This window comes from Brevibacterium moorei, from assembly GCF_024580735.1.
Classification (GTDB): Bacteria; Actinomycetota; Actinomycetes; order Actinomycetales; family Brevibacteriaceae; genus Brevibacterium; species Brevibacterium moorei.
The window spans coordinates 74957-101274 of sequence record NZ_JANIJX010000011.1 but is presented as its reverse complement, the minus strand read 5'-3'; the positions used below and the strand labels follow the sequence as shown (position 1 = coordinate 101274).

The following is a 26318-nucleotide window of genomic DNA, read 5'->3' as shown; positions in this document are numbered from 1 at the left end:
AACCGCCTGCTTCATTCGGCTACCGGACCGATCGCGGCCCGGGCGGAACGCATCACTCAGTTGTAGAGCATGCCACCGTCGACCAGCAGGGTCTGGCCGGTGACGTAGTCCGCATTGTCCGAGGCGAAGAACGACACCACGCCGGCGACGTCGTCCGGGGTCTCAATACGACCCAGGGCGATGCCCTCGACGTTGTCCTTGAGGTTCTCGCCCTTGGCCTTGCCGTTGAGCTTGCCCATCTCCTCATCGATCAGGTCCCACATGCCGGTGCCCACGATGCCGGGGGCCCAGGCGTTGACGGTGATGTTGCGCGGGGCCAGCTCCTGTGCGGCCACCTGCGTGATGCCGCGCACGGCGAACTTGCTGGCGGAGTAGGCGCCCAGGATCGGGAAGCCCTTGATGCCGGCGATCGAGGAGGCCGAGATGATCTTGCCCTTCTCCTTGCCCAGTTCCTTGAACTTCGCAGATGCCGCCTGGATGCCGTAGATGACGGAGAAGACGTTGATGTTGAAGATCTTCTCCAGGTCCTCGGTCGTGATGTCGTCGATCGGCTTGACCTGGGCGATGCCGGCGTTGTTCGCGATGACATCGAAGCTGCCCAGCTGTTCGGCGGCCGCGTCGACTGCGGCGAAGACCTGATCGCGCTTCGAGACATCGGCGGCGACCCAGATCGCCTTACGGCCCAGATCCTCGATTTCCTTGACGACAGCGCGGCCCTTCTCCTCCTGGAAGGGGAGGTCGGCGACGGCGATGTCGAAGCCGTCGGCGGCCAGCTTCAGTGCGATGCCGCGGCCAATGCCCTGGCCTGCGCCGGTGACGAGTGCAACCTTGTTTTCAGCCATGATGTTCTCAGACCTTTCAATCTGCTTCGTGCCTTGTGAGTACATGTTCTAAGACAAATCCGAACCGAAGAACATTCCCGCCGAGCACTGGCCACACGTCCCTCTTTCGCACCCCGGCAGTGCGGATCCGCGCCGGGATTAGCCCTTCCGTCGGCTACACTCACAGGGACCCGGAAAGTGACACAGGAGACACCGCATGAGCGAACAGGATTTCGCCCGCACCTTCCCGCAGACGGGACGGCTCGACCTCGCCGCCGAAGCCCTGGCCCGGGCCGCCACACGCATTATGGAACGCTGCGATCAACTGGCCCTGGTCACCTCAACCCCGGGATCGATCACCCGCGTCTACCTGTCCCCCGAGCACGCCAGGGTCAACGCCCTGGCCGCAGACTGGATGCGCCAGGTCGGGATGACCACCTGGCAGGACGCCGCGGGCAACCAGCTGGGTCGGCTGCCTGCCCGCGACCCCGAGGCCCCCGCCCTGATGCTGGGCTCTCACCTGGACTCGGTCAAGGACGCCGGGCGCTACGACGGCATCATCGGAGTCCTCATGGCCATCGAAACAGTCGCCCTGCTGGCCGAACGAGACGGCGGGCGCATGGTCTCCCCCTTCCCCTTCGCCATCGAGGTCGCGGCCTTCAACGACGAGGAAGGCACCCGGTTCGGGCGCGCCATGATGGGTTCCTCGGCCGTGGCAGGCATCTTCGAGGAGTCCTGGCTCGACGCCACGGACGAACAGGGCGTGAGCCTACGGCAGGCCTATCTGGACTTCGGCCTGGACCCCACAGAGATCAGCAGGGCCGCGCACCCCGCCGATGGGCTGGTCGGCTACCTCGAAGCCCATATCGAACAGGGTCCGTACCTGGACCGGCGCGGCGAACCACTGGCGGTCGTATCCTCGATCGCCTCGGGCCAGCGCTTCGAGATCACCATCGACGGGCAGGCCCAGCACGCCGGCGGCACGCCGTACGACGCCCGGCACGATGCTCTGCTGGGCGCAGCCGAGGCGGCCCTTGCTGTGGAGCGGATCTGCTCCGCCGGTCACCACCTCATCGGCACTGTGGGACAGATCCAGCTGGCGCCGGGGGCCGCCAACGTGGTGCCGGGCCGGGCCAGGTTCAGCCTGGACCTACGCGGGGAATTCGACAGCTCACGGGACCACACATGGGAACTACTGCAGCGGGAGTTCGACGCCATCTGCGGCAAGCGTGGGCTGCGCTGGAGCGCCCGCGAGTTCTACACGGCCGCGGCGCTGGAGTGCGCGCCGGGCTTCCAAGACATAATCCGGGAGGGAATCCGCTCGACCGTCAACGATTTCGTCGATGTGGACGGACCACCCCAGCTGTTCAGCCCGGCTGGACACGACGGCATGAAAATCAGTGAACTGACGGATGTGGCTATGCTGTTCCTGCGCAACCCCGACGGAATCAGCCATGCCCCCGCCGAGGACGTCTCCGCCCCGGACGTGGCTCTGGGCCTGCGCGCCTTCGCCGAGGCGGTGGCACACCTGGGTGCAGAGTCCGGCGCGGTCTAGCGCACGAGAGCATGTCCCGGCACGGGCCACACCACCGTAATCCCCCTTGGTCTGTATTGTGCTTTATTCGCTCTGAATCACCCTTATAACCTCATCCCAGATCCGATCCAACTCGGTCCCGAACTCCAGGCGTGGTTTGTCCGCGTCCCCACCCAAACGGGGCTGGACCTCGGGCCGGCGGCGCTGCCATCCGGCTCGCACAGCGGTAGCAGCCGAATCGAACTCGCACAGCTCGGCGCACATCAGGATCTGCGGTGGCAGCATCGCGTGGGTCTTCCCTGCCCCGCGCAGGGCATCGGCCACCGACACCCAGCCACCGGAGACCGACTCCCCGCTGGCGTTGCGCGGCGCCTGGCCGGCAGGGGCCTCGGCAATGAGGAAATGCGCGCGGAACCGTTTGGGTTCGAACACCGGCGTGGTCCAGATCCGCCAGGGGGCCAGCAGATCCGAGCGCAACACCAGGCCACGATCCAGCAGGAACTCGCCCATCGAGGTCCGACGCGTCTCAAGCGCACGGCGATCGGACTCCCAAGCCGGATCGGACAGCTCCTGCAGGTTCGCACAACCCGCACCGCCGGCCAACAGCACGCCGGCCTCCTCGAACAGCTCCCGTGCGGCCGCACAGACGATGGCCGCGGCCTCGTCCGCCGTGCAGCCCAGCCACTGCGCCCACGCGGGTGGGAGCGCTCCGAGCGCCAGAGCATCCGAGGCGTCGACACCCCCGCCGGGGAAGACCAACATATCGGGGGCGAAGGCCATGCCGGCCGGGCGCCGCTGCAGGAAGACCTCGAGGGAACCGGGCACCCCCGGCCGCCCGCCGCGCACCAGCACAGTGGTCGCGGCGGCCCGCGGCTCCACAGGTTCAACACCCGTGCGCTCCCGGATGTGCGCCGCGAACCCCACGGGCAGCGCGTGTGGATCGATCATGTCTACCCCACCTGGTCCCGCAGGCGGTGCTTGAGCAGTTTGCCGGAGGGATTGCGTGGCAGGTCCTCCATCGTCTCAACGAAGCGGGGGATCTTGTAACGGGCGATTCGATCGGCCAGGAAGTCGCGCAGCTCCTCCACGCTCAGCTCCTGCCCGTCGGTGGTCGTCACCACGGCCACGACCTGCTGGCCCCAGTCCGGGTCGGACTTCGCCACGACCGCCACATCGGCCACCCTGGGGTGTTCGGAGACCGCCTCCTCGACCTCCAGCGAGTACACGTTCTCCCCGCCGACGATGATGATGTCCTTGAGTCGGTCGACCACATAGTAGTAGCCGTCCTCATCCATCCGCGCGATGTCCCCGGTCTTGTACCAGGGGCCCTCGAACGCCGCAGCGGTCGCCTCGGGGTTCTTGAGGTATTCGAGCATCGCGGTGTCCGTATGGATCCAGATCTCCCCGGTCTCCCCCGGTCCGGCAGGGGTCCCGTCGGCGCGCATCAGCTTCATGTGCCCGCCGTACATCGCCGTCTTGCCGACGGAGCCGGCCTTGACGATCTGCTCCTCGGGCCACAGCAGGCTGCCGGCCGGGCCCAGTTCACTCATCCCGTAGAGCTGCCGGTGTTCGCCCGGCTGGTAGTGCTCCAGGATGATCCGCGTGGTGGGCGCATCGATGGGCGATCCGCCGAACATCCAGTGCCGCATCGTGGAGAAGTCCAGGTCGGCGAAGTCGAGGCCGGCTGCCGGCAGGGCGCGCACGGGCGCCAGGAAGGCGATGTTCGGCCCGAAGAAGGCGGTGATCCGCTGCTGCCCGATCAGTTGGAAGGTCTCGACGGGGTTGAACTCGCGCTGCAGGAAGACGCTGCCGCCCATGAACATGACCGGGGTGATGCACACGTTCAACGGCGCCGAGTGCCACACCGGCATGGCCACCAGCATCCGCTCATCGCGGTCGTAGCCCTGGTTCGTCGACATCAGGAGCATCAGCGTGGACAGCCGCGCATGACTGTGCACGCACCCCTTGGGCGCACTGGTGGTCCCCGAGGTGTAGAGGATGAGCGCCGGCGCCTGATCGTCGGTGTGAGTCTCCCGGGCCCGAGGTGTGGCGGCGATGAGCGCGGTCAGTCCCGTTTCCGCGTCCTCGGCGCCGTTGTGCCCGCCGCCGGCGTGCGCGGTCGTGATCCACTCGATCCCACCCGCCCCGACCCGCGCGGTGTCCGCCAGATCGGGGCTGACCACGCCCAGCTTCGCCTCGGAGTGCCCGATGATGTAGGCGACCTCGCGGGCCGGCATCTTGTGGTTGACCGGGACGAACACTGCGCCCAACTGCCAGACGGCGTAGGCGGTGAGGACGAACTCGGGCTCGTTGAAGGTCATGGCCGCGACCACGTCGCCCGGCCCGATCCCGCGTGCGGCCAACAGGCCGGCGGTGCGTTCGACGTCGGCGACCAGCTGTTCATAGGTCCAGGTGCGCGCAGCCGGGGCCTGGGCCCCGACCTCGGCCAGGGCGATGCGCTCAGGGGTGCGGGCCAGGTCCGCGTGCAGCATGGCGGTAAGCTTCATTGCTCGTCCTTCAGTGATTGAGAGTGCCGTGTTTCACACATTCAATCACCCGCGGTACCGTTTAAACAATCGTTCGACAAACTCCTGAGGGGAACCAGCAGTGGCGTCCACGCACACCGTCATCAACCAGTCCGCTCCGCGCACCGAGATCGACGAATACGACCTCAACCCGGCCCTGCGCGAGGTCGTCGCAGCCTTCGCACCGGATGCCGACCAGGAGCTGCTCCACGAGCTGGGCCGCACGGTCGGCACGGCCGAATTCCAACACAATGCGGACCTGGTCAACACCTACACCCCGGTCTTCACCGCCCACGACCGCTGGGGCAACCGGGTGGACCAGGTCGAATTCCACCCCGCCTACCACGCGATCATGGCCGCCGACCTGGGCGCCGGCGGTCACTCGCACGCCTGGGCCCACCCAGGGACAGGGGCCAATGTGGAACGCGCCGCGCGCTTCCACCTGTTCGCCCAGGTGGAGCCGGGCCACACCTGCCCCGTGTCGATGACCCATGCTGCCGCGGCCTCGCTCGCCGGCACCCCGCACGCCGAATTCTGGCTGCCCCGCCTGTATTCGACCGACTACGATCCGCGCCTGGCCGACGCGACCGAGAAGACAGCGGTGACCTTCGGCATGACGATGACGGAGAAGCAGGGCGGCTCGGACGTGCGCGCCAATACGACGTGCGCGGTCCCGGTGAACGCGGCGGCCGATGACGGCACGGGCTTCGGTGCGGTGAGCGCCGGGCACTACCTGCTGACCGGGCACAAGTGGTTCTGCTCGGCCCCGCAGTCCGATGCCTTCCTGATGCTCGCGCAGACCGAGGAGGGCATCAGTTGCTTCTTGGTCCCGCGCTTCCTGCCGCGGCGGGCCGACGGCACCCCCGGCGGGCGCAACACCTTCAACATCCAGAAGCTCAAGGACAAACTGGGCAACAAGTCCAATGCCTCCTCGGAGATCGAGCTCGACTCCACCCACGGCTGGCTGGTCGGTGAACCCGGCCGCGGCGTGCGCACCATCATCGAGATGGTCTCGCGCACCCGGCTGGACTGCATCATCGGCTCGGTCTCCGGGATGCGCCAGGGCGTGGCCGAGGCCGCCTGGCACGCCCGCCACCGCGCCGCCTTCGGTACGCAGTTGGTCGACCAGCCGTTGATGCGCGCGGTCCTGGCGGACCTGCAGCTGGAGTACGAGGCGGCCGTATGGACCCTGGGGGAAGTCGCAGCGGCCTACGATTCCGCGGACCCCGAGGCCGCCGAGTTCCGCCGCCTGGCCGTGGCCGTGGCCAAGTACTGGATCTGCAAGCGCGGCCCCGAACACGCCTATGAATCGCTCGAGTGCCTGGGCGGTAACGGCTATACGGAGGTCTGGCCGTTGGCGCGGCGCTACCGCGAACAGCCCGTGCTGGCAGTCTGGGAGGGCTCCGGGAACGTCATAGCGCTCGACGTGCTGCGGGCCCTGACCCGCGATCCGGCCTCGGCCAAGGCATTCCTGGCCGTGCTCGAGGCCGCCCGCGGGTGCGCAGGGGAAACGGGCAGGGTCTACGACGCCAGGTTCGAACAGCTGGCCGGCGATATCACGGACGCGGTGGCCGCTATGGCCTCGGGCGAGCCGGCTGCGATCGCGGCCTGGCAGGCGCGCGGGCGCACCCTGGTCGAGCACATGGCCCTGCTGTTGCAGGCCGCAGTACTGCTGACCCGGGCGCCGGCAGGGATCGGCGAGGCCTTCGTCGCCGCCCGGCTGGGTGCCGAGCGGGGGCGCGAGTACGGGGCGTTCCCGGCGACCGTGGAACCGGAGTGGATCGACCTGTTGGTGGGGCGGGCCTGAGCCCCACGTGAGATTCCGGACAAACGTTCACTAAGACTGCTCAGGGTGCCCTAAAACATGCGAGACTGATGATGTAAGAACCCGAGTAAAAGGAGCAAGCCATGAAGGCAGTCCGCTATTACGGCAAAGAAGACCTGCGCGTCGAAGACATCCCGGAGATGGAGATGCGCGCCGACGCCATCAAGATCGCCCCGAAGTTCATCGGCCTGTGCGGTTCCGATCTGCATCTGTACTACGACGGCAGCGAGGGCAACGGCGGGAACTCCGCCACGGCTCCGCACCCGCTCTCCGGTGAGACCCTGCCCGTGACCTTCGGCCACGAGTTCTCCGGCGTCGTCGAGGAAATCGGTGCCGACGTCACGACCGACCTCAAGGTCGGCGACTCCGTCGTCGTTGAACCGCTCATGGTGTGCGGCGAATGCCCCGCCTGCAAGGCCGGGGATTACAACATCTGCGAGAAGATGGGCTTCATCGGCATCAACGGCCGCGGCGGCGGCATGAGCGAACACCTGGTCGTCGAGCCCCGTTGGGTCCACCCGGTGGGCGATCTGCCCCTGGACCAGGCCGCACTCATCGAGCCACTGTCGGTGGCCTACCACGCGGTGCGCAACACCGGCGCACAGGCCGGCCAGACCGCAGTGGTCGGCGGAGCGGGCCCGATCGGCCTGCTGGTCGCCACCGTGCTCAAGGCCGAGGGCCTCAAGGTCATCGTCTCCGAGCTCTCCGAGGCACGTAAGCAGAAGGCGCTGGATGCCGGTGTGGACGTCGTCGTCGACCCGTCCAAAGAGGACCTGGCGACCCGCGTGCGCGAGGAGACCAACGGAGTGGGCGCCGATGTCGCCTTCGACGCCGCCGGTGTGGGCGTCGTCGTCCACCAGCTGCTCGCCTCCCTCAAGGCCAAGGGCCTGCTGGAGATCGTCGCGATCCACGTCCGCCCGCTGGAGATCGATGTGACCAGCGAACTGACCTTCTCCGAAAAGTCGGTCCAGGCCTCGCTGGGCTACGCCCACGACCACGCCAAGGTCATCGAACTGGTCAAGGACAAGGGCATCGACCTCTCCCAGTTCATCACCGGCAAGATCGCCCCGGAGGACATCGTGGACAAGGGCTTCAAGCAGCTCCACGACGACGCCGAACACCAGGTGAAGATCCTCGTCCAGATGTGACTCCGGATCTGACCCCTAGTAGCCGCTCATCGCCGATCCCAGGGCGATCACCTGGATGATGGCGACGATGGTGCCCAGCGCCAAGGCGATCCAGCCGATGATGACGGCGGCCAGGGCCATGCCCCGGCCGCCTTCACCGGTGCGCTTGATCTGATTCAGGGCGATGTAGCCCAGGATCAATCCGACCAGGGAGACGAACCAGACGCAGATGATCGCGGCGATCGCCAACGAGTTCGTCTTGTTCGGCACCGGGACCGGCTGGTACCCCTGTTGGTAGGGGTCTTGCTGCGGTTGCTGCGGATCCCATGAGGCCGGGCTCTGGTCATTCAACCACAGGCGATATTTTCGCCGGTACCGGCGGACTCCAAAGCGATCCCGGCAGTCCAAACCTGTTGAGAGGTTTGGACTGCCGGGATCGCTTTGACTTTCTGCCCGCCACCATGCGTGCTCCACCCTGTGGACAACATCCGACAGTCCACAGGCCCACAAGAGCCTCTTCCCCTAGATACCCTTAAGTGCAATCATCCATTTATGTATAACGTTGTTTCACGCACAACACTTATAAATGCCAACATAGATGAACGTACAATATATAAGGCGCGCAATTGCTGTCTTATGAGCATTGGAAGCGGCATGCTCGCCGTGGTATCACGGTGCGCAGATGCCCGCCATGCCGTGTTCCAGCGGTGGGTAGATACCCCGGATCTGCTGCACGACCGGACTTCGGAGGGCCCGGTCCGCACCTTCGACCAGAGGATCAAGCATCATCTGGGATATATCGCCGAATACGGTTTGATGGACGGGCAGGTTCTGAGCCATCGATCCGCCGCAGCGGCCCAGCGCATACCCCTGTATGACGGCCGGCTGGATCGATTCTCCGTGTCCGACCCACAGCGCACCCCGATCACCACCACGCGGATCCAACGCAGGCAGCGCACAGTGCCCGAGGATTTCATCCATGCCTCATGCCTCGACCTGCCGTGCGTGCCGATGACGAATCCACTCTGGACTGTCGCAGACATGCTGCGGGACTTGGACCCCCTGCACGGCTATATCGCAGCCGACGCCTACATCGGAGGAGTGTCGCAACCAGACCGAGGCCTCCTCCTGAGCTATCCCCGGCATTCGCCGGGCTGGCGCCCTCCCGGCATTTCACCCAGGGTCGGCGTGGGGTATCCCACGCTGGACGAACTGGCCCATCAGGAGTTCGCCGCCCGTCGTGCTCGGCTGCACGAGGCATTGGGGATGTTGGAGGAGCTGGCCGGAAAGCACGGGATCAGGAAGGCGCAGCGCCTAGCCGACTGGGCAACGGGTGCTGCGGAATCCCCGCTGGAGAGCCTGACGGCCCTGGCCCTGCACATGCTGGGCATCCACGACTTCAAGCAGCAGATCGTCTTCATCACCGGCGACGGCTGGACCCACTACCGGGTTGACTTCTTCATTCCATCCCTGGGAGTGATCATCGGGGCCGACGGCTGGGGCAAATACCGGGACCCGGACGATCTGCGCCAGGAGAAACGGCGCGAAGACTTCCTGCGCCAGTACTACCCGGTGATCCGCGTGGAATGGGCGGATGTCCTCCCCCGCGCAGACGGAGGTTACCGCCTGCTGGCCAAACTGCGCCGGGCCAATATCCGGATCTGAGGCTTGCTGCACCCTGAACCCCAAAGCGATCCCGGCAGTCCAAACCCCTCAACAGGTTTGGACTGCCGGGATCGCTTTGGTCTTCCGCCTGGATTGGCCTCAGCGCACGATGTGCAGGTCGATGCCCTTGCGCTCGGGCAGGCGCCACACCGCCCACAGGGCCAGCAGCTCGGCGAACACGATCCACGCATTCGACGCCCAGGGCGCCCCGATGTACACGGCGAACTGGTTGACGTACGGGGTGGTACCGCCGAACACAGCCGTCGCCAGCGAGTATGCGAAGCCGATATAGGCGGTGCGCGCGGCCGTCGGGAAGGTCTCGGCCATCACCGATGTCAGCAGACCGGCGCCCGCCGCCAGGAAGAACAGTGCGATCGAGGTCGTCACGAACAGCGTCCACGGGCGCTGATCGATCAGACCCATGAGCGGGTACTGGGTCACGGCCACGCCTATCGCGAAGATGTAGAGCACCGGTTTGCGCCCCCACTTATCCGAGACCCAACCCCAGAACAGCAGGGAGAGGATGCCGATGGCCAGGGCCGCGGTGAGCGCCCAGTACGCCCCATTGGCCTCCATGTTCCGCTGGGTCACGGCGAAGGTCGACACGTACGAGGTCCACGTGTAGTTGCTGGCCGCCACCCCGGAGACCAGGAAGAAGATCGCGACGATCGACACCGCCTTGGGCAGGGGTCGCAACGCCGCGGCCGGGAAGTGCGCGGCGTCGAGCCCGTTGATCTTGCCGGTGACCCGGCTGTTCTCCACCAGGTCCTTGGACTCGATCATGCCCGAACGCAGGTACAACGCGACCAGGGCCAGTACCGCGCCCAACAGGAACGGGATGCGCCAGCCCCAGGCTGCGACCTCGGGCTTGGAGAGCACACCGGTGATCGCCCCGCCGAGCACAAAGGCGATGAAGGACCCACCGAAGATCGTCATGAACACGGTCGAACCCCACAGGCCGCGCCGGCCGGCCGGGGCGATCTCCGCGATATAGGAGTTCGCCGCGGCCGACTCCCCACCATGGGCGAAGCCCTGGACCACGCGCGCCAACAGCAACAGGCCGGACGCCGCGATGCCGATCTGTCCGTAGGTCGGAACCAGGCCGATGAGCACTGAGCCACCCGCCATCATGAGCATGGTCGTCACCAGTACGAACTTGCGACCCCGGCGGTCGGCGATTCGGCCGAACACGATCCCACCGAGGGGGCGGAACAGGAAACCGATCGCGAACACCCCGAAGGTCGACAACAGGGCCGACACCTGGTTCTGCGTGTGGAACAGAGCAGCCGCGATCTGCGGGGCGAACACCGCGTAGACGCCCCACTCGTACCATTCGAGCAACTGTCCGACGGTGCTGGCGACGAAGGATTTACGCTGCTTGCGCTTGTCCAGCGGCACCACTGCCACGGGCGCCTGGGATTCCGCGGTGCTCGCGGCGGTAGTCGAGGTCATAGCCCATAGACTCACACGCCACGCCCGGGCGCGTGGGGCGGTTCGACACACCGTGTCATAAATCCGCGGCCCAGTCGTCGACCGCCGCGGCTGCCGCCACATGGGCCTCGCGCGGGACCAGGTGGCCCACCCCCGGCAGCACCCGCAGGACGGCACAGGGGATCCGGTCCACCAGTTCCAGCTGCCGTTCCACCGGGGCCAGCGCATCGTGCTCCCCTCCAAGGACCAAGACGGGACGGGTGAAGTCAGCACCGGAGTCCCCCACGCAGTGTCGCAACGAGGTGTGGAAGGTCTCCAGCAGTGCCGCACCGCTGTTGAAGGAGTGGGAATCGCGCATATGCTCCAGCACGATGCCACCGCGCCGGCGCAGGCCGGTGCCGCTGGCCATCACGATCCCGCTCAGCCCCGCCAGGGCGCGCCCGGCCAGCAGCACATCGCCGAACGGACCCAGCCGCGCGGCCAGACCGTAATAGGCGCGCAGCCCGGTGATCGCCAGCCGGCATGGATTGTCCCTGGGCGCGGTGACGATCGGATTGACCAGCACGGCACCGCGGTGTGCGGCGCCCTGGGCGATGGCCTCGGCGACGATGACCGAACCCAGCGAGTGCCCCAGCAGCAGCGCGGGCGCGGGCTCCCGGTCCAGCAGCCCGCGCAGCCACCTGCCAAGGTCCTCGATCCCGTGGCCCGCCGGCAGCGGATCGGACTCCCCGCAGCCGGGCAGGTCGGGTGCCAGCACCCGGAAACCACGGGCCGCCAGGTCCTGGGCCAGCGGTTCGAGGGCGCGGTGGGAGCTGCGGAACCCGTGGATGGCCCAGACCACCGGCGCCTCGGGGTCCCCGTAGGAGAACACTGCGGTCCCGCGACCGGCCGGGGTGGGACTCGTGGCCAGCCACACCGCGAGGACCAGCAAGCATACGGCCGCCACGGCGGTGCCGGTACCACCCAGGCCGCCCAGCAGGGCGATGACGACTCCACCGATCGCCGCCACGGCCGAGGCCGCCACACGGGCCGCGGGCCAGCCGGTCAGGGGGCGCAGGGGCAGGCGCGGCTCCCAGCGTTCGAGTCGGGAGAGCCATATTGCAGCCGGGATCACGGCGCCGGCGACCAGGGCCAGCCACAGCGGCCGGCTCAGCCACCAGGCCGGGCTGTGCAGGGCGGGCAGGGGTGCACCGGCGCCCCACAGGGCCGCCACCAGGGCCAGGGCGATGGGCATATGCCACAGGTAGACGGTCATCGCCAGGCTGCCGGCCCATTTGATCGGACCTGCCACAGCCGGCTTGGTCACCAGGCGCTCCAAGCGGGGCCTGAGCAGCCGCAGCAGGCACAGCTCGGCGAGCGCACCCAGGGCGAACAGCGCGGTGGGCGGGTTGAGCGAGGCGATGAGGTCGGGCGACCAGCCGCAGGCCAGCAGCACGAGGATCCCACTCACGGCGGCCAGCAGGCCGGCCCGGGCCCTACCGCGTCCACGTGCATCGGCCAGGACGAAGCCCAATTGTTGGCAGAACAGCCAGACGAAAGCGAGGTTGAGATAGGCCAGTCCCGTGCTCCAGGGCCCGGCCAGTGAGAACTGCCGGACCAGGTCGACGGCCAGCACCGTACCGAGGCCGACCGCCGGCACACGCGCCCCGAACCGCTCGTGCGCCGCGGCCAGAACGGGCACCAGGGCGGTGGTGCCCAGGTAGACCGCCAGGAACCACAGGGGCTGTGCGGCCCAGTAGGCGGCCTCGGCGGCCAGGTCGGCCGGCAGTCCGGCGACTCGGACGCAGGCCAATACGGTGCCGACCACGGCGATCATCACCCCGGCCGGCACCACCAGGCGCTTGATCCGCAGCTCCACGAAACAGGCCGCCGTCACGCCGCGGGCGCGCAGGCGCCGCCACTGGCTGATGGCCGCGAAGCCGCCGGCAATGAAGAACAGGGGCATCACCTGGGCCAGCCAGGTGATGGGGACGAACCAGGCGTGGCCGGCCAGGGCCATACCGGTGGTCAGGGAGCCGTCGGTGTTGCGCCAGGCGCCGACCAACAGTGCGTGCAGGGCCACGACCACCAGCAGGCAGCCGACACGGACCGCATCGATCACGGGATCGCGGCGGAATCTGGGTCGGGGCGCGGCCACCGGGCGCGGCGGCAGGAGCGAAGTCATCGGTCATTCCTCACAGTTCGTTTGCTTGACTGCAAGGAATGTATGAAGCCGCTCGGGATGTCCGCGTCACCCTGCGGAGCGAAAGAGCCGGGCTACTTCCGGGTGAGGGACTCAGCGCCCGGCGTTCACCAGGCCCGACTCATAGGCGGCGACCACGATCTGGGCGCGGTCGCGCAGACCCAGTTTGCGCAGGATCCGCGAGACGTGCGTTTTGACGGTCTGTTCGCCCAGGAACAGTTCGGCGGCGGCCTCGGCATTGGATCTTCCCGCGGCCACCAAGCGCATCACGTCGAGTTCGCGTTCGGTCAGTTCTGCCAGCAGGGTCTTCCCCGGGCCCCGCGGTTCCGGACGGGCGGCGTAGTCGGCGATGAGCTTCGAGGTGATGGCCGGCGCCAGCAGGGCCTCGCCGGCGGCCACCACGTGGACCGCGGTGATGAGCTCCTCGGGGGTGGAGTCCTTGAGCAGGAAGCCGCTGGCGCCGGCGCGCAGGGCCGCGAAGACGTATTCGTCGGCGTCGAAGGTGGTCAGGATGATGACCCTGGGCTGTTTGAGCCCCGGCATCGCCACGACCTGCCGGGTCGCGTCCAGGCCGTTGAGCCGGGGCATCCGAATGTCCATCAGCACGACGTCGGGTTGGCTGCGGCGCACCAGCTCGGTCACCTCGGCGCCGTCTGCGGCCGTGCCGACCACCGTGATGTCCGGCTGCGATCCCAGCAGGGCGGCGAAGCCCTCGCGCACCATCGCCTGGTCGTCGACGACGATCACGCGGATCGGGGAATCGCCGGGGTGGGGAGTCTGTGCTGTCATGCCCACGATCCTAGACGCACCCCGTCCCCGCACCCTCCCCCTGCGGTAGGGTCCGTGCCTCACCCTCCCGGGTGACGCACGGGCGCCACGCATGGCCCTATCGTCGAGGTCATGGACACGCCACACTCGTCACTGCGCACCTCCTTCGATCCGGCCAGGGTGGGCCGCGATCTGGGATTCGTACTGCCCGGCTTCTTCCTGTCCCTGCCCGCCTTCATCATCCTGGTGCCGCTGACCGCACTGTCCGCCGGCACCATCGTGATCTGGATCGGCGCCCTGCTGTTCGCCGTGGCACTGTCCGTCGCCTCGGGCTTCGCACAGGTGTCGCGGGCCCGGCTGCACTGGTGGACGGGCACGCCCGGCGCACCAGTGCGCTACCGCGCCGCAGCCCCCGGCCGGGCCCGCTGGATCACCGGGCGGCTGGCCGATGGGCGACGCTGGCTCGACCTGCTGTTCGAAACGCTCATCGCCTTCCCACTGCACATCTTCACCTTCGTCGTGGCCGTCTCCTGGCTCGGCGGGGCGGCCGGCGGACTGACGTATTTCATCTGGGGCTTCTTCCTGCCGCACGAGGATTCGACCCTGCCGGGCTATCTACTGCAGGCGGCATCCCAGGGCACGGTGCCGGTGTCCCTGGCCCATTCACACGCGATCGACGTGGTGTTCAACGAGGTGGCCGGCCTGATCTTGCTGCTCACCACGCCGGTCGTGCTGCGCGGCCTGGCGAACCTGGACGCCCTGGTGATGCGCATGGGCCTGGAGAGCGTGGGGGCCGACACCGGTGTGGTTCCCGCCAAGCCCACCCGGCCGTCCCTGCCCGGCCCCGAGGCCTGGACCTGGATCTTCGCGGGGCTGGGTGCCGTGGCCTGTCTGGCGATCGGCTGGCCGCTGTACGCGGTGATCGACGGGCTCGACCCCGTCTACGCCATGCTGGTGGCCGCCGGACAGGCAGTGACCCTCTTGTGCTGTGCCCGCCTGCCCGCCCTGGTTCCCGTGCTGAGCACTGCGACGACCCTGGCGCTGGCCTGGCTGAGTGCGGACCAGCAGGGCGCGCCGTGGCCCTGGCCGGTCTTCGCCCTCATCGTCCAGTGCCTGCTGCTGGTGCTGGTGGGGCTGCGCAGCCGCTGGTGGCGCGCCACACTGACCTGGGCCGTGCCCCTGCTGGGCACAGCCGTGCTCGTCCGGACCCTCGACTGGACCACGGGTGCCCAGATCAACCTCATCGTCGCGGTCCCGGTCACGGCGGCGGCCTGGACTATCGGCCTGGCCGTGCGCACCTGGTTGAACGGGCGGGCGAAACTGCGCGCCGAACGCGAGGCCGCGGCCCGCACCAGCGCCGAACGCGAGGAGCTGGCCGAACGCAATCGCATCGCCCGCGAGCTCCACGACGTGGTGGCCCACAGCATGTCGGTCATCGGGGTGCAGGCCACCACCGCGCCCTACCGGCTGCCCGGGCTCGAGGAGCCGGTCCGCCGCGAGTTCGCCTCGATCGCCGAATCCGCGCGCACCGCGTTGACCGAGATGCGCGGGCTGCTGACCATTCTGCGGGCGGGCGAGGCCCCCACCGCCCCCCAGCCGGCCCTGGGCGATGTGCCGGAACTGGTCGAGGCGACGCGGCGCTCGGGGGTGGACATCGCGTTGCACGCACCGGGCGACGAGGCGGCCCTGGCACTGCCGGCCGCGACCTCGCTGACGGCGTACCGGATCGTGCAGGAGGGACTGAGCAATGCGGTGCGGCATGCGCCGGGCGTGGCCATCACCGTGACCATATCCTGTGGCGAGCACCTGACGATCGATGTGGTCAACGGACCGGCGGCGCCCCTGGCGGAATCCGTGCCGGCGCCCGGCGCGGGCCTGGGGCTGCGCGGTATCCGGGAACGGGTGACGGCCCTGGGCGGGCTGATGCACGCCGAACCGGATTCCGCCGGCGGTTTCGTCCTGCACGCGGAATTGCCCGCCTAACGGGGAACAGACGGTTTTCCGGTTACTTTACAGTCGACCGAATAATATGCGGCCAACAGCCACTCCGACTAAACCGCTACCGCCACGGGCTCCGGGTCAGCGGAATGTGACCCAGGACCCAGACACCGCAGCACTAGACTGGCCCGCGGCCCACATCCCAACAAATCGATCCCACCGAGGTCCCGCATGCCCACAGACACATCCACCCCCGTTACGACCTCGGGCCGGGTGAAGAAACGCAAGGTCGCCTTCCCCCACACCTACGCGATCATCTTCGGGATGATCTTCCTGATCGGCCTCGCGACCTACCTGATCCCCTCGGGCTCCTTCGACCGGGCGGAAGAGGACGGGCGCGAGGTCGTGCTGGCCGGAACCTACCACGGCACCGAGAAGACCCCCCTGTCCTTCTTCGACTTCTTCACCTCGGTGCCCACCGGCCTGGCCGAGGCCGCGGACATCATCTTCTACATCTTCTTACTCGGCGGAGCCTTCGGAGTGATCCGCGCAACCGGTGCGATCGACGCGGGCATCAACGCACTGGTCAAACTACTGCACGGCCACGGCGCCATCCTGCTGCCACTGCTGATGGTGGTGTTCTCCATTCTGGGCTTCACCACCGGTATGGCCGAGGAGACGATCATCTTCGCGCCGATCGGCGTTGGCATCGCTCTGGCCCTGGGCTATGACGCCCTGGTGGGTGCGGCCGTCATCTGCCTGGGTGCCGCGGCGGGCTTCACCGGCGGCATGATGAACCCATTCACGGTGGGTGTGGCGCAGGGCATCGCACAGCTGCCGCTGTTCTCCGGGATGGGCTTCCGCGCGATCGTCTACGTGTTCATCCTGGCCGCCGGCATCTGGTGGGTCATGCGCTACGCCTCCCGGGTCAAGGCCGACCCCACGAAGTCCCTGCTCTACGGCAAGGTGGGTGCCCCCGAGGTCGGTGCTACGGCCGCGGCCACAGCAGACGCCGAGGCCGAGGACGCCGCACCCAGGCTGGACTGGCGCCGTTCCCTTGTGCTCATCATCTTCGTCGCCGGGATCGTGACGAACATGTACGGCATCCTCAAACACGGCTGGTTCCTCAATGAGATGGCCGCGATGTTCGTCCTCATCGCCATCGTCACGGGCCTGATCGGCCGGCTGGGCGTCAACGGGCTGTTCTCGAACATGGTCTCCGGGATGCAGGACGTGGCCTTCGGTGCGCTCATCGTGGGCTTCGCCAGGGCGATCCTGGTGGTGCTGGAGCAGGCGAATGTACTCGACACCGTCATCAACGCGGTCGCCACCTGGATCGGGGACTCCCCCAACTTCCTCGTCGTCATCCTCATGTTCCTGTTCCAGTCGGTGCTCAACCTGGTCATCCCTTCGGGTTCGGGCATGGCAGCGACGACCATGCCGATCATGGTGCCGCTGTCCGATGTGCTGGGCATCGACCGGCAGTTGACCGTGCTGGCCTATCAGTACGGGGACGCGATCGCCAACTCGATCATGCCCACCTCGGCCTCGGTCATGGGCCTGCTGGCCGTATGCCGGATCCCGTACGAGACCTGGTGCAGATTCCTGTGGCCGCTCATCGTGTTCTGGTCCCTCATCGCCATCGTGGCGCTGATCTTCGGGTCCCTGGTGGGCGTCGGTTTCTGAGCGGCGACGGGGTTGCGCACGGTGCGCAACCGCGGGAACCGGGACCACCGGGCGATGACACTACTGCGCAAATCACGCAAATAAGGCGAGATCTATGGCTCATTCGGGTGTTTACGGGGTATTAATGCGCGACTCGCGCCTATAGTTCTTCGCAGACTGCGCATTATGCGCATCCCCTGTTGAAGAATCACCGACCCGTATAGGAGTCCCCATGGACGTGCAGTTGCTGATAGCACTGGTGCTCGGCATCGCCACGATCGTGATCCTGGTCCTGCGCACCCGGCTGGACGCATTCGTCGCCCTGCTGATCGCGGCCATGGTCACAGGCGTGGTGGCCGGCCAGCCCGTCGTCGAGCTGATCAAGTCGATCACCTCCGGTTTCGGATCCACTCTGGCCAGCACCGGCATCGTGATCGGCCTGGGCGTGGGGATCGGCAAGATCCTCGAGGTCTCCGGCGGCGCGGATGCCCTGGCCCGCGCCTTCCTCAAGGCCTTCGGAAAGGGCCGTGAGCCCTGGGCCATGGGCACCGTGGGCTCCCTGGTGTCGATCCCGGTGTTCTGCGACTCCGGCTTCGTCATCATGAACCCACTGGCTCGCTCGATCGCCCGCGTCAAGCGCGGCGGCTACGTCACCCTGGCCCTGGCGCTGGGCTGTGGCATGACGCTGACCCACCACATGGTCCCGCCCACTCCGGGCCCGCTGGCCGTGGCCGGCCTCCTGGGCACCGACCTGGGATCGCTGATCCTGACCGGCCTCATCTTCACGGTGATCCTGCTGCCCGTGGTGGTGTCCTATGCGAAGTTCATCGGCCCCAAGCTGGAACCGCGCCTGAACAAGGAGGTCGCACTCGACGTCTACGGCCCCGACTACGCCCAGACGATCGACGCCCACGTGGTGCGTTCCGGCAAGTCGACCAAGTCGCGCAAGACGGCCGGGACCTCGACCCCGGCGACCGGCGACGGCGATGCCACCGCAGCGGTCGTCACCTACGATCCCGAGCAATTCCTGGGCACGACGCCGGCCGGTAAGAAACCACACAAGACCAATGCATGGCTGGGCGCGCTGCCACTGTTCGTGCCCCTGCTGCTCATCGTCGTCAACACGGTCACCGCCGCAATCGACAAGTCCCAGCAGAACGCCCTGTCCGGCGACGACTACACCCCCAGCGCCTGGGTCCAGCCCTTCACGTTCCTGGGCGATCCGGTGGTCGCACTCATCATCGGCATGATCCTGGCCGTCTACGTTCTACTGCCCCGCTGGACCCCGCGCACCAAGGTCCACGGTTGGCTGTCCGAGGGCGCCGCGAGCGCCGGCCTGATCCTGCTCATCACCGGCGCCGGCGGCGGCCTGGGCCAGGTGCTGCGCGATTCCGGGGTCGGCGATGCGCTGGCCCAGGCGGTTGCCTCCACCCCACTGCCGGCCTTCCTGGTGCCGTTCATCATCGCCACGGTGGTCCGTGTGGCGCAGGGCTCCGGCACCGTCGCGATGATCACTGCGGCCTCCGTCACGGCACCACTGGTCGGTACCCTGGGCGTCTCCCCGCTGATCGCCGCAATGGCCTGCGTCTGCGGCTCGATGGTCTTCAGCTATTTCAACGACTCGTATTTCTGGGTCGTGACCCGTTTCACCGGGCTGGACGGGATCGACGCGATGAAGGGCTGGTCGGGCATCACCACCTGCGTGTGGGCCGCCTCCATCCCATTGCTCATCGTGGCGAACCTGCTGGTGGGTTGATATGACGGACGTTCTCATCGCAGCAGACGATCTGACCGGGGCCAATGCCGCGGCAGTGGGCCTGCGCCGGCTGGGAGCCGTGACCCTGCACGCCACGGTGGACCCCGGGCGGATCTCCGATTTCGCCGCCGACTACCGGGTGGTCTCCGTGACCACCGACTCCCGCCACCTGTCACCGGCCGCGGCAGCCGCCGCGACCTCGGCCGTGGTCGAGGCCGGTTGGCCGGCCCGGCTGTTGTCCTCGCGCTGCGATTCGACCCTGCGCGGTAATCTGGGCGCCGAGGCCGCGGCGGTCATGGCGACCGCCCGGCGGCTGCTCACGGCCGGGGCCGACGGGGAATCCACGACCCGGCGGCCGGTGATCGGCCTGTGCATGCCGGCCTTCCCGGGTGCCGACCGGCAGACCGTCCACGGCCTGCAGACCATGGGCGGCATTCCGCTGGAGGACACCGAGCTGGCCCACGACGTCCGCTCCCCCATCACAGATTCCTCCGTGGCGACGGCCCTGCGTTCCGGCGCGGCCGAAGTGCTGGGTCATGAACCTCGTATCGTCCACGTCGACGTGGACGATATCGATGCTGGGCCCGAGGCCCTGGACGCCCGGCTACACGAGCTCGTGGGCCCTGGTTCGCGAGAAGACGCGCGACCCGATTTCATCGTCGCCGATGCACGCACCGATGCAGATCTGCTGGCCGTTGCCCGCGCCGCCGTGGCGGCCGCCCCCGATGCCCTGTTCGTCGGCATCGACCCTGGACCCGGCACCCGGGCACTGGCCCAGGCGCTGGGACTGCTGCGGACCTCGGGCACGGTCCTGGCCGTTTCCGGGTCCGCCACCGACCTCACCCGCACCCAGCTGGCCCGGCTGAGAGAACATCGCTCGACCGCCGTGCTGCGGCCGGTCTACCTGCCCGACCGGCCGGCCGAAGACCCGCGGATCGACGTGGCGGCCACCGCCTCGGCCGTGTTCGAGGCCTGGCGGGCCCGCCCGGAGGTCCTCCTACTGGCCACCGTGCTCGAGGAATCCGATCTGCTCGAAGGCCTGGACCCACGGGCCTCCGACGCGCTGACCGAATCCCTTGGCGCGGTGACCGCGCAGGTCCTGGCGCGGGCACAGGACTCCATCGGCCTCTACACCACCGGAGGAGACGTGACCACAGCCGTGCTCGGCGCACTCGACGCCGCCGGGATCGCCGTGGACTTCGAGGTCCTGCCCCTGGCCACGGCCGGACGGATCGTGGGCGGGCCGCACGCCGGCCTGCCGATCGTCACCAAGGGAGGGCTGGTGGGCGATGAGTCCGCCGCGGGCATGTGCATCGATGCCCTCTATTCTTTGAACACACACCGATGAAGGGAACCACCGTGACAGCACCCATCCTCGCCCTGACCCCCGGAGATCCGAACGGCATCGGGCCGGAGATCACCGCCCAGGTCCTCGCCGAATACGCCGCGGACGACTCGCAGCACGGCATCGCCGTCGCGGACGCCGCCGCGATGCGCCGGGCCGTGACCGCCCTGGGCCTGGACGTCGAGGTCCGCACCGTCGACTCCTGGGACGTGCCGAAGGCCGGTGCCGGGGTCATCGACGTCTACGACACCGGCGTGCTCGGCGATGACCTGCCCGAATGGGGCACCGTCGACGCGCGCGCCGGCCGGGCCGCAGTGGCCGCGATCGAGGTCGCCACGCGGGCCGCCATGGACCAACGGGTGGCCGGTATCGTGACGGGGCCGATCAACAAGGAGGCCATCTGGGCCGCCGGCTCCGAACACCTGGGCCACACGGAGATGTTGGGAGCCCTGACGGGTGTGAGCAAGCAGGACACGATGTTCGTCGTCGAACGCTCGCTCAAGCCCGGCCACCATGCGCATATCTTCTTCGCCACCCGGCACATGTCCCTGCGCAATGCACTCAATAGCATCGACGTGGACAACCAGGCCGATTCGATCCGCCGCGCCCACCGCGCGCTGCAGGTCTACGGGATCGATCGGCCGCGGCTGGCCACCGCCGCAATCAACCCCCATGGCGGGGAGAACGGTCACTTCGGCACCGAGGAGATCGAGATCCTGCGCCCGGCGGTGGAACGGGTGAATGCCGAGGGCCTCGAGGTCGCCGGTCCCATTCCATCGGACTCGGTGTTCCACCAGGCGCTGCAGGGCCGTTACGACGGGGTGCTCTCGCAGTACCACGATCAGGGCCATATCGCGGCGAAGACCTTCGACTTCGACGGCACGATCAGCGTCACGGTTGGTCTGCCGATCCTGCGCACCAGTGTGGACCATGGCACCGCCTTCGACATCGCCGGGCAGGGGATCGCCGATGCCGGCACCATGCGCTCGGCCTACCGTGCTGCGCTGAATTACGCACCCTTCGCCGATCGGATCCGGGCGGAGTACCTGCCCCGGTGACATCAGCGGATTCCCCGCGCGGAACCCACCAGGGCACCCGGCTGCGCAGACAGGACCTGGTTCGCCTGGTGGGTACCGGCACCACCCGAGTCGACCGACTGGCCCAGGTCCTGCACGTCTCCGAATCGACGATCAGGCGGGATCTGGCGGCTCTGGCCGCATCCGGCGATCTGGCCCGGACCTACGGCGGGGCGATCACCGCAGTGCCCTTCACCGAGCGTTCCCTGGCGGAGCGGGTGGCGACGAATACGGAGTCGAAGAACGGAATCGGTCGCGTGGCGGCTGCGCTGATCCATCAGGGGGCGACGGTCTTCGTGGACGCGGGGTCCACCACCCTGGCGCTGATCGATGCGCTGTCCGAACAGGCGGATCTGCACGACGGCGCCCCCACGGGGATCACCGTGGTCACGCGCGGGTTGGAGACGGCACTGCTGTTGAGCACGATCCCCCAGGTCACCGTCGAGGTCATCGGCGGGACCCTGACCACGGGCTCCCACGGCACGGTCGGCCCGCTGGCGGTCGACGGGCTCTCGCGCTTCAGGTTCGACCTGTGCTTTCTGGGCTGCGACGGAGTCGACGCGCAGGCCGGATTGGGCGAGCCGACCCTGGAGGAGGCCTATATCAAGGAGTACGTGGCCAGGCGTTCGGGTCGCACTGTGGTACTGGCCGACCGTTCGAAGTTCCGCTCCGCTGGCATCCCGGCCTGGGCCCACCTGCCCGTGGGGTGGACCCTGATAACGGACTGCCCCGATGACGACCCCGCCACCGCCTCGTTCGAGGCAGTCGGCGTTGACGTCATCGGGGCAGGTTAGCGTCCGAAGTCCGGCCGGGCCGGGCGATCAGCCCAGGAAGATGCCGTTGCCCGGTCCCAGGGGCAGATCCGCGAAGAACCAGATGGCCAACAGGATCAGCCAGACGATCCAGAACACGATCGTGAACGGCAGCATGCGCGCCATCAGGGTGCCCAGGCCGGCGCTGGGCTCATAGCGGCGCAGCATGCCCAGCAGGACCACCATGTAGGGGTTCATGGGCGTCATCACCTGGGTCGCGGAGTCGCCCACGCGGAAGGCCGCCTGGGTGAAGGCCGGCTCGTAGCCGATCAGCGCGAACAGGGGCACGAACACCGCGGCCATGATCGACCACATGGACGAGCCAGACGTGATGAACAGGTTGAGCACGCTGGCCAGCAGGATGAAGCCCACGATGGCGGCGAAGCCGGTCAGGTGAATGCTCTCGAGGAAGTTCGCGCCGGTCACGGCGATCCAGGCACCGATGCCCGACCAGTTGAACAGGGCGATGAACTGGCCCAGGATGAAGGCCAGGATCAGGAAGCCCAGCATCTCCTTGATGGATTCGCCCATCATCTTCGTCGCATCGTTGATATTGCGGATCTTCCCGACGGTCCAGCCGTAAACCAGGCCGGGCACGATGAAGAACAGGAAGACCAGGAAGACGATCGAATCCAGCAGCGGGGACTTCGGCAGGAAGCCGCCGCCCTCATTGCGCCACGGGGAGTTCGGGATGAGAACAGCCCACAGCACGACCGCAGCGACGACCACGGTGACCAGGCCGGCGTAAAACAGCCCCTTCTTCTCCTTGGGCTCCAGCTTGGCGTTCATGGTCTCAGCGTCGTCTTCGGTGCTGACATTGCCATCGGGGTCCATCTCATCGCGGCTCACGCCCAGGCGCACGATGCGTGGTTCGATGATCTTGTCGATCAGCAGACCGGCCAGCAGACCCAGGATGATCGAGGCGACTATGTTGAAGAACCAGTTCGACACGGGGTTGACCGGGGCGAAGTCGGTACCCGGCAGGGTGCCCATGACCGAGGTGGTGATGCCGGCGAACAGGGCGTCCAGGCTGGTCGGCACGAAGTTCGTGGAGTAACCGGCACCGGCCGCGGCGAAGCCGCCCAGCAGACCGGCCACCGGGTGGCGCCCTGCGGCCTTGAACACCAGGGCCGCCAGCGGCGGGATGACGATGTTCGAGGTGTCGGCCATGATCGAGGAGAACACGCCGACGATGCCCACGACGTAGGGCAGCAGCCAGCGCGGGGCAGCGCCGAACATCGAACGCATCAGGGCGGCCAACATGCCCGAGTGCAGGGCGATGCCGATCGCCAGCAGGATCGGCAGCACCGTCTTCAGGGGCGGGAAGCCCACATAGTTCTCGCCGATGTTCTGCGTCAGCCAGGACAGGCCCTCACCGGTCAGCAGGCCCTTGATGACGGTGGGCTTGTCGGTGCCGGGCACCGTGACCTCGACATTGCCCATGGCCATGAAGGTGGTGACCAGAGCAGTAACCGCGAACAGGATGAGGAACAGCATGAACGGTTCGGGCAGTTTATTGCCCACGCGTTCGATCCAGTTGAGGATCTTGTCCGACTTGGGTGCCTTGGGCGGCTTCGGTGATTTGGGCACGGCTGTGCTCATGGCGTCTTCCTTGTCTTCGGGGCGTTGTGTCAGCGTCCCGCATATACGGCGGGCGATGATCAAGGGATCCTGGAAGCCACCCGGCTCACAGGGAGCCTCATAGATCACACAGTGTTCGGGCCAACATTACACAAGGTTTCTCCAGCTACGAAAGTTCCCATAACACAGTTCTATATACCAGTGGCGCAGGCCACTCAGGCGGGGCGGGCAGGGCGCTCACCGCCTTATATATGCATCGATCCAGGCGATCAGGCCCTCGATTACTTCGGCACGATTGGTCTCGTTGAGGATTTCGTGGCGGGCCCCGGCGTAGATCCGCAGCTCCACGTCCCGGACCCCACGGGCGCGGTAGGCGGCTGCCAGCCGTTCCAGCCCGTCGCCCCGGCTCAGAGGGTCGTCGGAGCCGGCGGCGATGAGGATCGGAACCTCGGTGGCCAGCCCCGCCCGCGGCCTGCCCAGCAGCCGCAGGGTGTCCAACGTGCCCAGCAGCTTAGGCGTCTTCGCATCGAAGCACAGTGGATCGGCTGCGAAGGCCAGGGCAGCGGCCGGGTCACGGCTGAGCCATTCGAAGCCCGAGGCCGGGGCACCATCGGCACGGGTCCCAGACCACTGCTTATTGAGTTCGCCGGATTCCATATGCCGCAGGGTCCGGTAGGCGGTGCCGGATAACACCAGCGCATCCCATATGCGCGGCGTCCGGTTCAGGATGCGCTGGGCCATCAGCGATCCCCAGGAGTGCGCGAACATGATTACCGGCAGGCCCGGATTAGCACGGCGGGCGATGCCGGTCAGCTGACAGATCGCGTCCTCGGCCGCCAGGAGCCCGCCGGGACCGGGGCGGCCCAGGCGCGCGGGGTCCTGCGCGTATTGCTCCAGGCCGGTGGCCCCGTGGCCGCGGTGGTCATCGGCGTAGACCGTGTAGCCGTGCGCGGCCAGAGCCCGGGCGAAGGCGTCATAGCGCAGGGCGTGCTCGCCGATCCCATGGGAGATCTGCACGACGGCCCGGGGCTCCTGCGCAGCCCAGCGGTAGGCATGGATCGTGACACCGCGACGGTCGGCATAGGTGAAGGATTTCGGCTCCATGCTTCAGTTTCCCACTCGATGTGGTGCCCCAGCATCGAGAGTCCGGTTCGTGCAGATCTGAGGGCTCAGATCTGCACGAACCGGACTCTCGATGACTCACCCGCTCAGCGAGTGTGCCCGGCCCGCACGGCCGCAATCAGCTCATCCACTGCCTCGGCCGGGGTGTCGAAGGCACACATGAGGCGCGCCGGCGATTCGTGCGTACCCTCCCCGTGGAAGTCGAAGCGCTCGCGCAGCGCCTCCACTTCGCCGGGGAGAACCGCGAACACCGCATTCGCCTCAACGGGATAGGCGAAGTCCACGCCCGGAATCCCGGACAGCCCCGTGTGCAGGCGCGCGGCCATAGCATTCGCGTGCGCCGCGTTGTCCCGCCACAGCTCGCCTTCGTACATGGCCAGCAGCTGGGCGGACACGAAGCGCAGTTTCGAGGCCAGCTGCAGGTGGCCCTTGCGCGACATCAGCACAGCGCGCGCCAACCAGTCCGGGGCGCCCGGCAGGACGACGACCGCCTCGGCGAACAAGGCGCCGTTCTTCGTCGCGCCCAGGCTCAACACATCCACTCCCACCTCGCTGGTCAACGCCGACAGGGACGCATCGAGGGCGGCGGCCGCATTGGCCAGGCGGGAGCCGTCCAGGTGCAGCAGCATCCCGTGGGCGTGCGCGGCGTCGGCCAGCGCGGCGAGCTCGTCAGCCGTATACAGAGTGCCGCGCTCGGTGACATCGGCAATCGAGATGGTGGTGGGCTGGGCGTGATGCTGATTGCCCAGGTCCGCGGCGGCCGCGGCGATATCACCCGGGTGCAGCTTCCCATCGGCCGTATCGACGGGGATGAGTTTGAGGCCCGCCGCGTGCTCGGGCGCACCGGCCTCGTCGGTCATGGTGTGGGCTTCGGCGGGAACGACCACGGCACCCCACCGCGGCGTCGCCGAGGCCAGGGCCAGGACGTTCGCACCCGTGCCGGAGAGCACGGGGAAGGCATGGGTGCCCGCGCCGAACAGGCGGGTCGCCAGTGCGGAGAACTCTGCGGTGTAGGGGTCCTCGCCGTAGGCGCCCACATGGCCGCCTGCCGCCAGGCTCAGCGCGGCGAGGACGTCCGGATGGGCTCCTGCGATGTTGTCGGAGGCGAATGAGATGCGATGCTGATCGTGAAGTGTGCGCACGAC

The 26318-nt window shown here is 67.7% G+C and carries 20 protein-coding genes; 10 read left to right on the top strand and 10 right to left on the bottom strand.

The genetic code is table 11. The features are described from left to right. Nucleotides 1-56: 56 nt before the first annotated feature. Entirely contained in the window at nt 57-842 is a 786-nt protein-coding gene (locus tag NQ034_RS09075) for an acetoin reductase (RefSeq protein WP_257048419.1), read from the bottom strand. Between the two features lie 196 nt (nt 843-1038). On the opposite strand from NQ034_RS09075, the gene NQ034_RS09070 reads away from it, so the two are divergent. Further along, nucleotides 1039-2376 (top strand): allantoate amidohydrolase, encoded by a 1338-nt coding sequence (locus NQ034_RS09070; RefSeq protein WP_257048418.1) that lies wholly within the window; start codon nt 1039-1041, stop codon nt 2374-2376. A gap of 63 nt (nt 2377-2439) precedes the next feature. Here NQ034_RS09070 and NQ034_RS09065 read toward each other — a convergent pair whose 3' ends face one another. Continuing rightward, nucleotides 2440-3303 carry an NUDIX hydrolase gene (locus NQ034_RS09065; protein ID WP_257048416.1) on the bottom strand — a complete coding sequence of 288 codons (864 nt, stop codon included), beginning with the start codon at nt 3301-3303 and terminating at the stop codon, nt 2440-2442. A gap of 2 nt (nt 3304-3305) precedes the next feature. Next, entirely contained in the window at nt 3306-4862 is a 1557-nt protein-coding gene (locus tag NQ034_RS09060) for a class I adenylate-forming enzyme family protein (protein ID WP_257048415.1), read from the bottom strand. Nucleotides 4863-4962: 100 nt separating this feature from the next. On the opposite strand from NQ034_RS09060, the gene NQ034_RS09055 reads away from it, so the two are divergent. Next, nucleotides 4963-6687 carry an acyl-CoA dehydrogenase family protein gene (locus NQ034_RS09055; RefSeq protein WP_257048414.1) on the top strand — a complete coding sequence of 575 codons (1725 nt, stop codon included), beginning with the start codon at nt 4963-4965 and terminating at the stop codon, nt 6685-6687. 101 nt (nt 6688-6788) lie between these two features. Beyond that, on the top strand, nt 6789-7853 hold the full coding sequence (locus NQ034_RS09050; RefSeq protein WP_257048413.1) for a 2,3-butanediol dehydrogenase: 1065 nt from the start codon (nt 6789-6791) through the stop codon (nt 7851-7853). Nucleotides 7854-7868: 15 nt separating this feature from the next. Here the strand turns inward: NQ034_RS09050 and NQ034_RS09045 are convergent, their stop codons facing one another. Beyond that, entirely contained in the window at nt 7869-8183 is a 315-nt protein-coding gene (locus NQ034_RS09045) for a DUF4190 domain-containing protein (protein WP_257048412.1), read from the bottom strand. Nucleotides 8184-8486: 303 nt separating this feature from the next. Between NQ034_RS09045 and NQ034_RS09040 the strand changes: the two genes are divergently transcribed. Then, a complete protein-coding gene (locus tag NQ034_RS09040; protein ID WP_257048411.1) occupies nt 8487-9497 on the top strand; it encodes a putative endonuclease domain-containing protein in 1011 nt (336 codons plus the stop codon). 99 nt (nt 9498-9596) lie between these two features. Here NQ034_RS09040 and NQ034_RS09035 read toward each other — a convergent pair whose 3' ends face one another. The 3 genes from NQ034_RS09035 to NQ034_RS09025 all read right to left on the bottom strand — a co-directional run bounded on the left by NQ034_RS09035 (nt 9597) and on the right by NQ034_RS09025 (nt 13899). Next, the gene (locus NQ034_RS09035) at nt 9597-10949 is read right to left on the bottom strand and encodes an MFS transporter (protein WP_257048410.1); all 1353 of its coding nucleotides are present in this window, start codon (nt 10947-10949) and stop codon (nt 9597-9599) included. Nucleotides 10950-11004: 55 nt separating this feature from the next. After that, the gene (locus tag NQ034_RS09030; protein ID WP_257048409.1) at nt 11005-13092 is read right to left on the bottom strand and encodes an alpha/beta fold hydrolase; all 2088 of its coding nucleotides are present in this window, start codon (nt 13090-13092) and stop codon (nt 11005-11007) included. Between the two features lie 111 nt (nt 13093-13203). Further along, complete coding sequence (locus tag NQ034_RS09025; protein WP_257048408.1) at nt 13204-13899, bottom strand: response regulator; 696 nt, start codon at nt 13897-13899, stop codon at nt 13204-13206. A gap of 111 nt (nt 13900-14010) precedes the next feature. Here NQ034_RS09025 and NQ034_RS09020 point away from each other — a divergent pair, with 111 nt between their 5' ends. The 6 genes from NQ034_RS09020 to NQ034_RS08995 all read left to right on the top strand — a co-directional run bounded on the left by NQ034_RS09020 (nt 14011) and on the right by NQ034_RS08995 (nt 22452). Continuing rightward, nucleotides 14011-15861 (top strand): sensor histidine kinase, encoded by a 1851-nt coding sequence (locus tag NQ034_RS09020; protein WP_257048407.1) that lies wholly within the window; start codon nt 14011-14013, stop codon nt 15859-15861. A 186-nt stretch (nt 15862-16047) separates the two neighbouring features. Next, nucleotides 16048-17502, top strand: a complete 1455-nt coding sequence (locus NQ034_RS09015; RefSeq protein ID WP_257048406.1) for a YfcC family protein — start codon at nt 16048-16050, stop codon at nt 17500-17502. Between the two features lie 211 nt (nt 17503-17713). After that, nucleotides 17714-19237, top strand: coding sequence for a GntP family permease (locus NQ034_RS09010; protein ID WP_257048405.1), 1524 nt, complete (start codon nt 17714-17716; stop codon nt 19235-19237). Nucleotide 19238: 1 nt separating this feature from the next. Continuing rightward, on the top strand, nt 19239-20585 hold the full coding sequence (locus NQ034_RS09005) for a four-carbon acid sugar kinase family protein (protein ID WP_257048403.1): 1347 nt from the start codon (nt 19239-19241) through the stop codon (nt 20583-20585). A gap of 11 nt (nt 20586-20596) precedes the next feature. Continuing rightward, a complete protein-coding gene (gene pdxA / locus NQ034_RS09000; RefSeq protein WP_257048402.1) occupies nt 20597-21640 on the top strand; it encodes a 4-hydroxythreonine-4-phosphate dehydrogenase PdxA in 1044 nt (347 codons plus the stop codon). Continuing rightward, on the top strand, nt 21637-22452 hold the full coding sequence (locus tag NQ034_RS08995; RefSeq protein ID WP_257048401.1) for a DeoR/GlpR family DNA-binding transcription regulator: 816 nt from the start codon (nt 21637-21639) through the stop codon (nt 22450-22452). The genes pdxA and NQ034_RS08995 overlap by 4 nt, the downstream gene beginning before the upstream one ends. Nucleotides 22453-22479: 27 nt before the next feature. Here the strand turns inward: NQ034_RS08995 and NQ034_RS08990 are convergent, their stop codons facing one another. The 3 genes from NQ034_RS08990 to NQ034_RS08980 all read right to left on the bottom strand — a co-directional run bounded on the left by NQ034_RS08990 (nt 22480) and on the right by NQ034_RS08980 (nt 26315). Then, nucleotides 22480-24072: an AbgT family transporter gene (locus NQ034_RS08990; protein ID WP_257048400.1), complete on the bottom strand. Its 1593-nt coding sequence runs from the start codon at nt 24070-24072 to the stop codon at nt 22480-22482. Between the two features lie 216 nt (nt 24073-24288). Then, on the bottom strand, nt 24289-25155 hold the full coding sequence (locus NQ034_RS08985) for an alpha/beta hydrolase (RefSeq protein WP_257048399.1): 867 nt from the start codon (nt 25153-25155) through the stop codon (nt 24289-24291). A 104-nt stretch (nt 25156-25259) separates the two neighbouring features. Further along, nucleotides 25260-26315, bottom strand: coding sequence for a threonine aldolase family protein (locus NQ034_RS08980; RefSeq protein ID WP_257048398.1), 1056 nt, complete (start codon nt 26313-26315; stop codon nt 25260-25262). Between the last annotated feature and the right edge of the window lie 3 nt (nt 26316-26318).

Coding starts and splice junctions, on each gene's coding strand:
- NQ034_RS09075 (WP_257048419.1), bottom strand. CDS start 842: ATGGCTGAAAACAAGGTTGCACTCGTCACCGGCGCAGGCCAGGGCATT.
- NQ034_RS09070 (WP_257048418.1), top strand. CDS start 1,039: ATGAGCGAACAGGATTTCGCCCGCACCTTCCCGCAGACGGGACGGCTC.
- NQ034_RS09065 (WP_257048416.1), bottom strand. CDS start 3,303: ATGATCGATCCACACGCGCTGCCCGTGGGGTTCGCGGCGCACATCCGG.
- NQ034_RS09060 (WP_257048415.1), bottom strand. CDS start 4,862: ATGAAGCTTACCGCCATGCTGCACGCGGACCTGGCCCGCACCCCTGAG.
- NQ034_RS09050 (WP_257048413.1), top strand. CDS start 6,789: ATGAAGGCAGTCCGCTATTACGGCAAAGAAGACCTGCGCGTCGAAGAC.
- NQ034_RS09040 (WP_257048411.1), top strand. CDS start 8,487: ATGCTCGCCGTGGTATCACGGTGCGCAGATGCCCGCCATGCCGTGTTC.
- NQ034_RS09035 (WP_257048410.1), bottom strand. CDS start 10,949: ATGACCTCGACTACCGCCGCGAGCACCGCGGAATCCCAGGCGCCCGTG.
- NQ034_RS09030 (WP_257048409.1), bottom strand. CDS start 13,092: ATGACTTCGCTCCTGCCGCCGCGCCCGGTGGCCGCGCCCCGACCCAGA.
- NQ034_RS09025 (WP_257048408.1), bottom strand. CDS start 13,899: ATGACAGCACAGACTCCCCACCCCGGCGATTCCCCGATCCGCGTGATC.
- NQ034_RS09020 (WP_257048407.1), top strand. CDS start 14,011: ATGGACACGCCACACTCGTCACTGCGCACCTCCTTCGATCCGGCCAGG.
- NQ034_RS09015 (WP_257048406.1), top strand. CDS start 16,048: ATGCCCACAGACACATCCACCCCCGTTACGACCTCGGGCCGGGTGAAG.
- NQ034_RS09010 (WP_257048405.1), top strand. CDS start 17,714: ATGGACGTGCAGTTGCTGATAGCACTGGTGCTCGGCATCGCCACGATC.
- NQ034_RS09005 (WP_257048403.1), top strand. CDS start 19,239: ATGACGGACGTTCTCATCGCAGCAGACGATCTGACCGGGGCCAATGCC.
- NQ034_RS08990 (WP_257048400.1), bottom strand. CDS start 24,072: ATGAGCACAGCCGTGCCCAAATCACCGAAGCCGCCCAAGGCACCCAAG.
- NQ034_RS08985 (WP_257048399.1), bottom strand. CDS start 25,155: ATGGAGCCGAAATCCTTCACCTATGCCGACCGTCGCGGTGTCACGATC.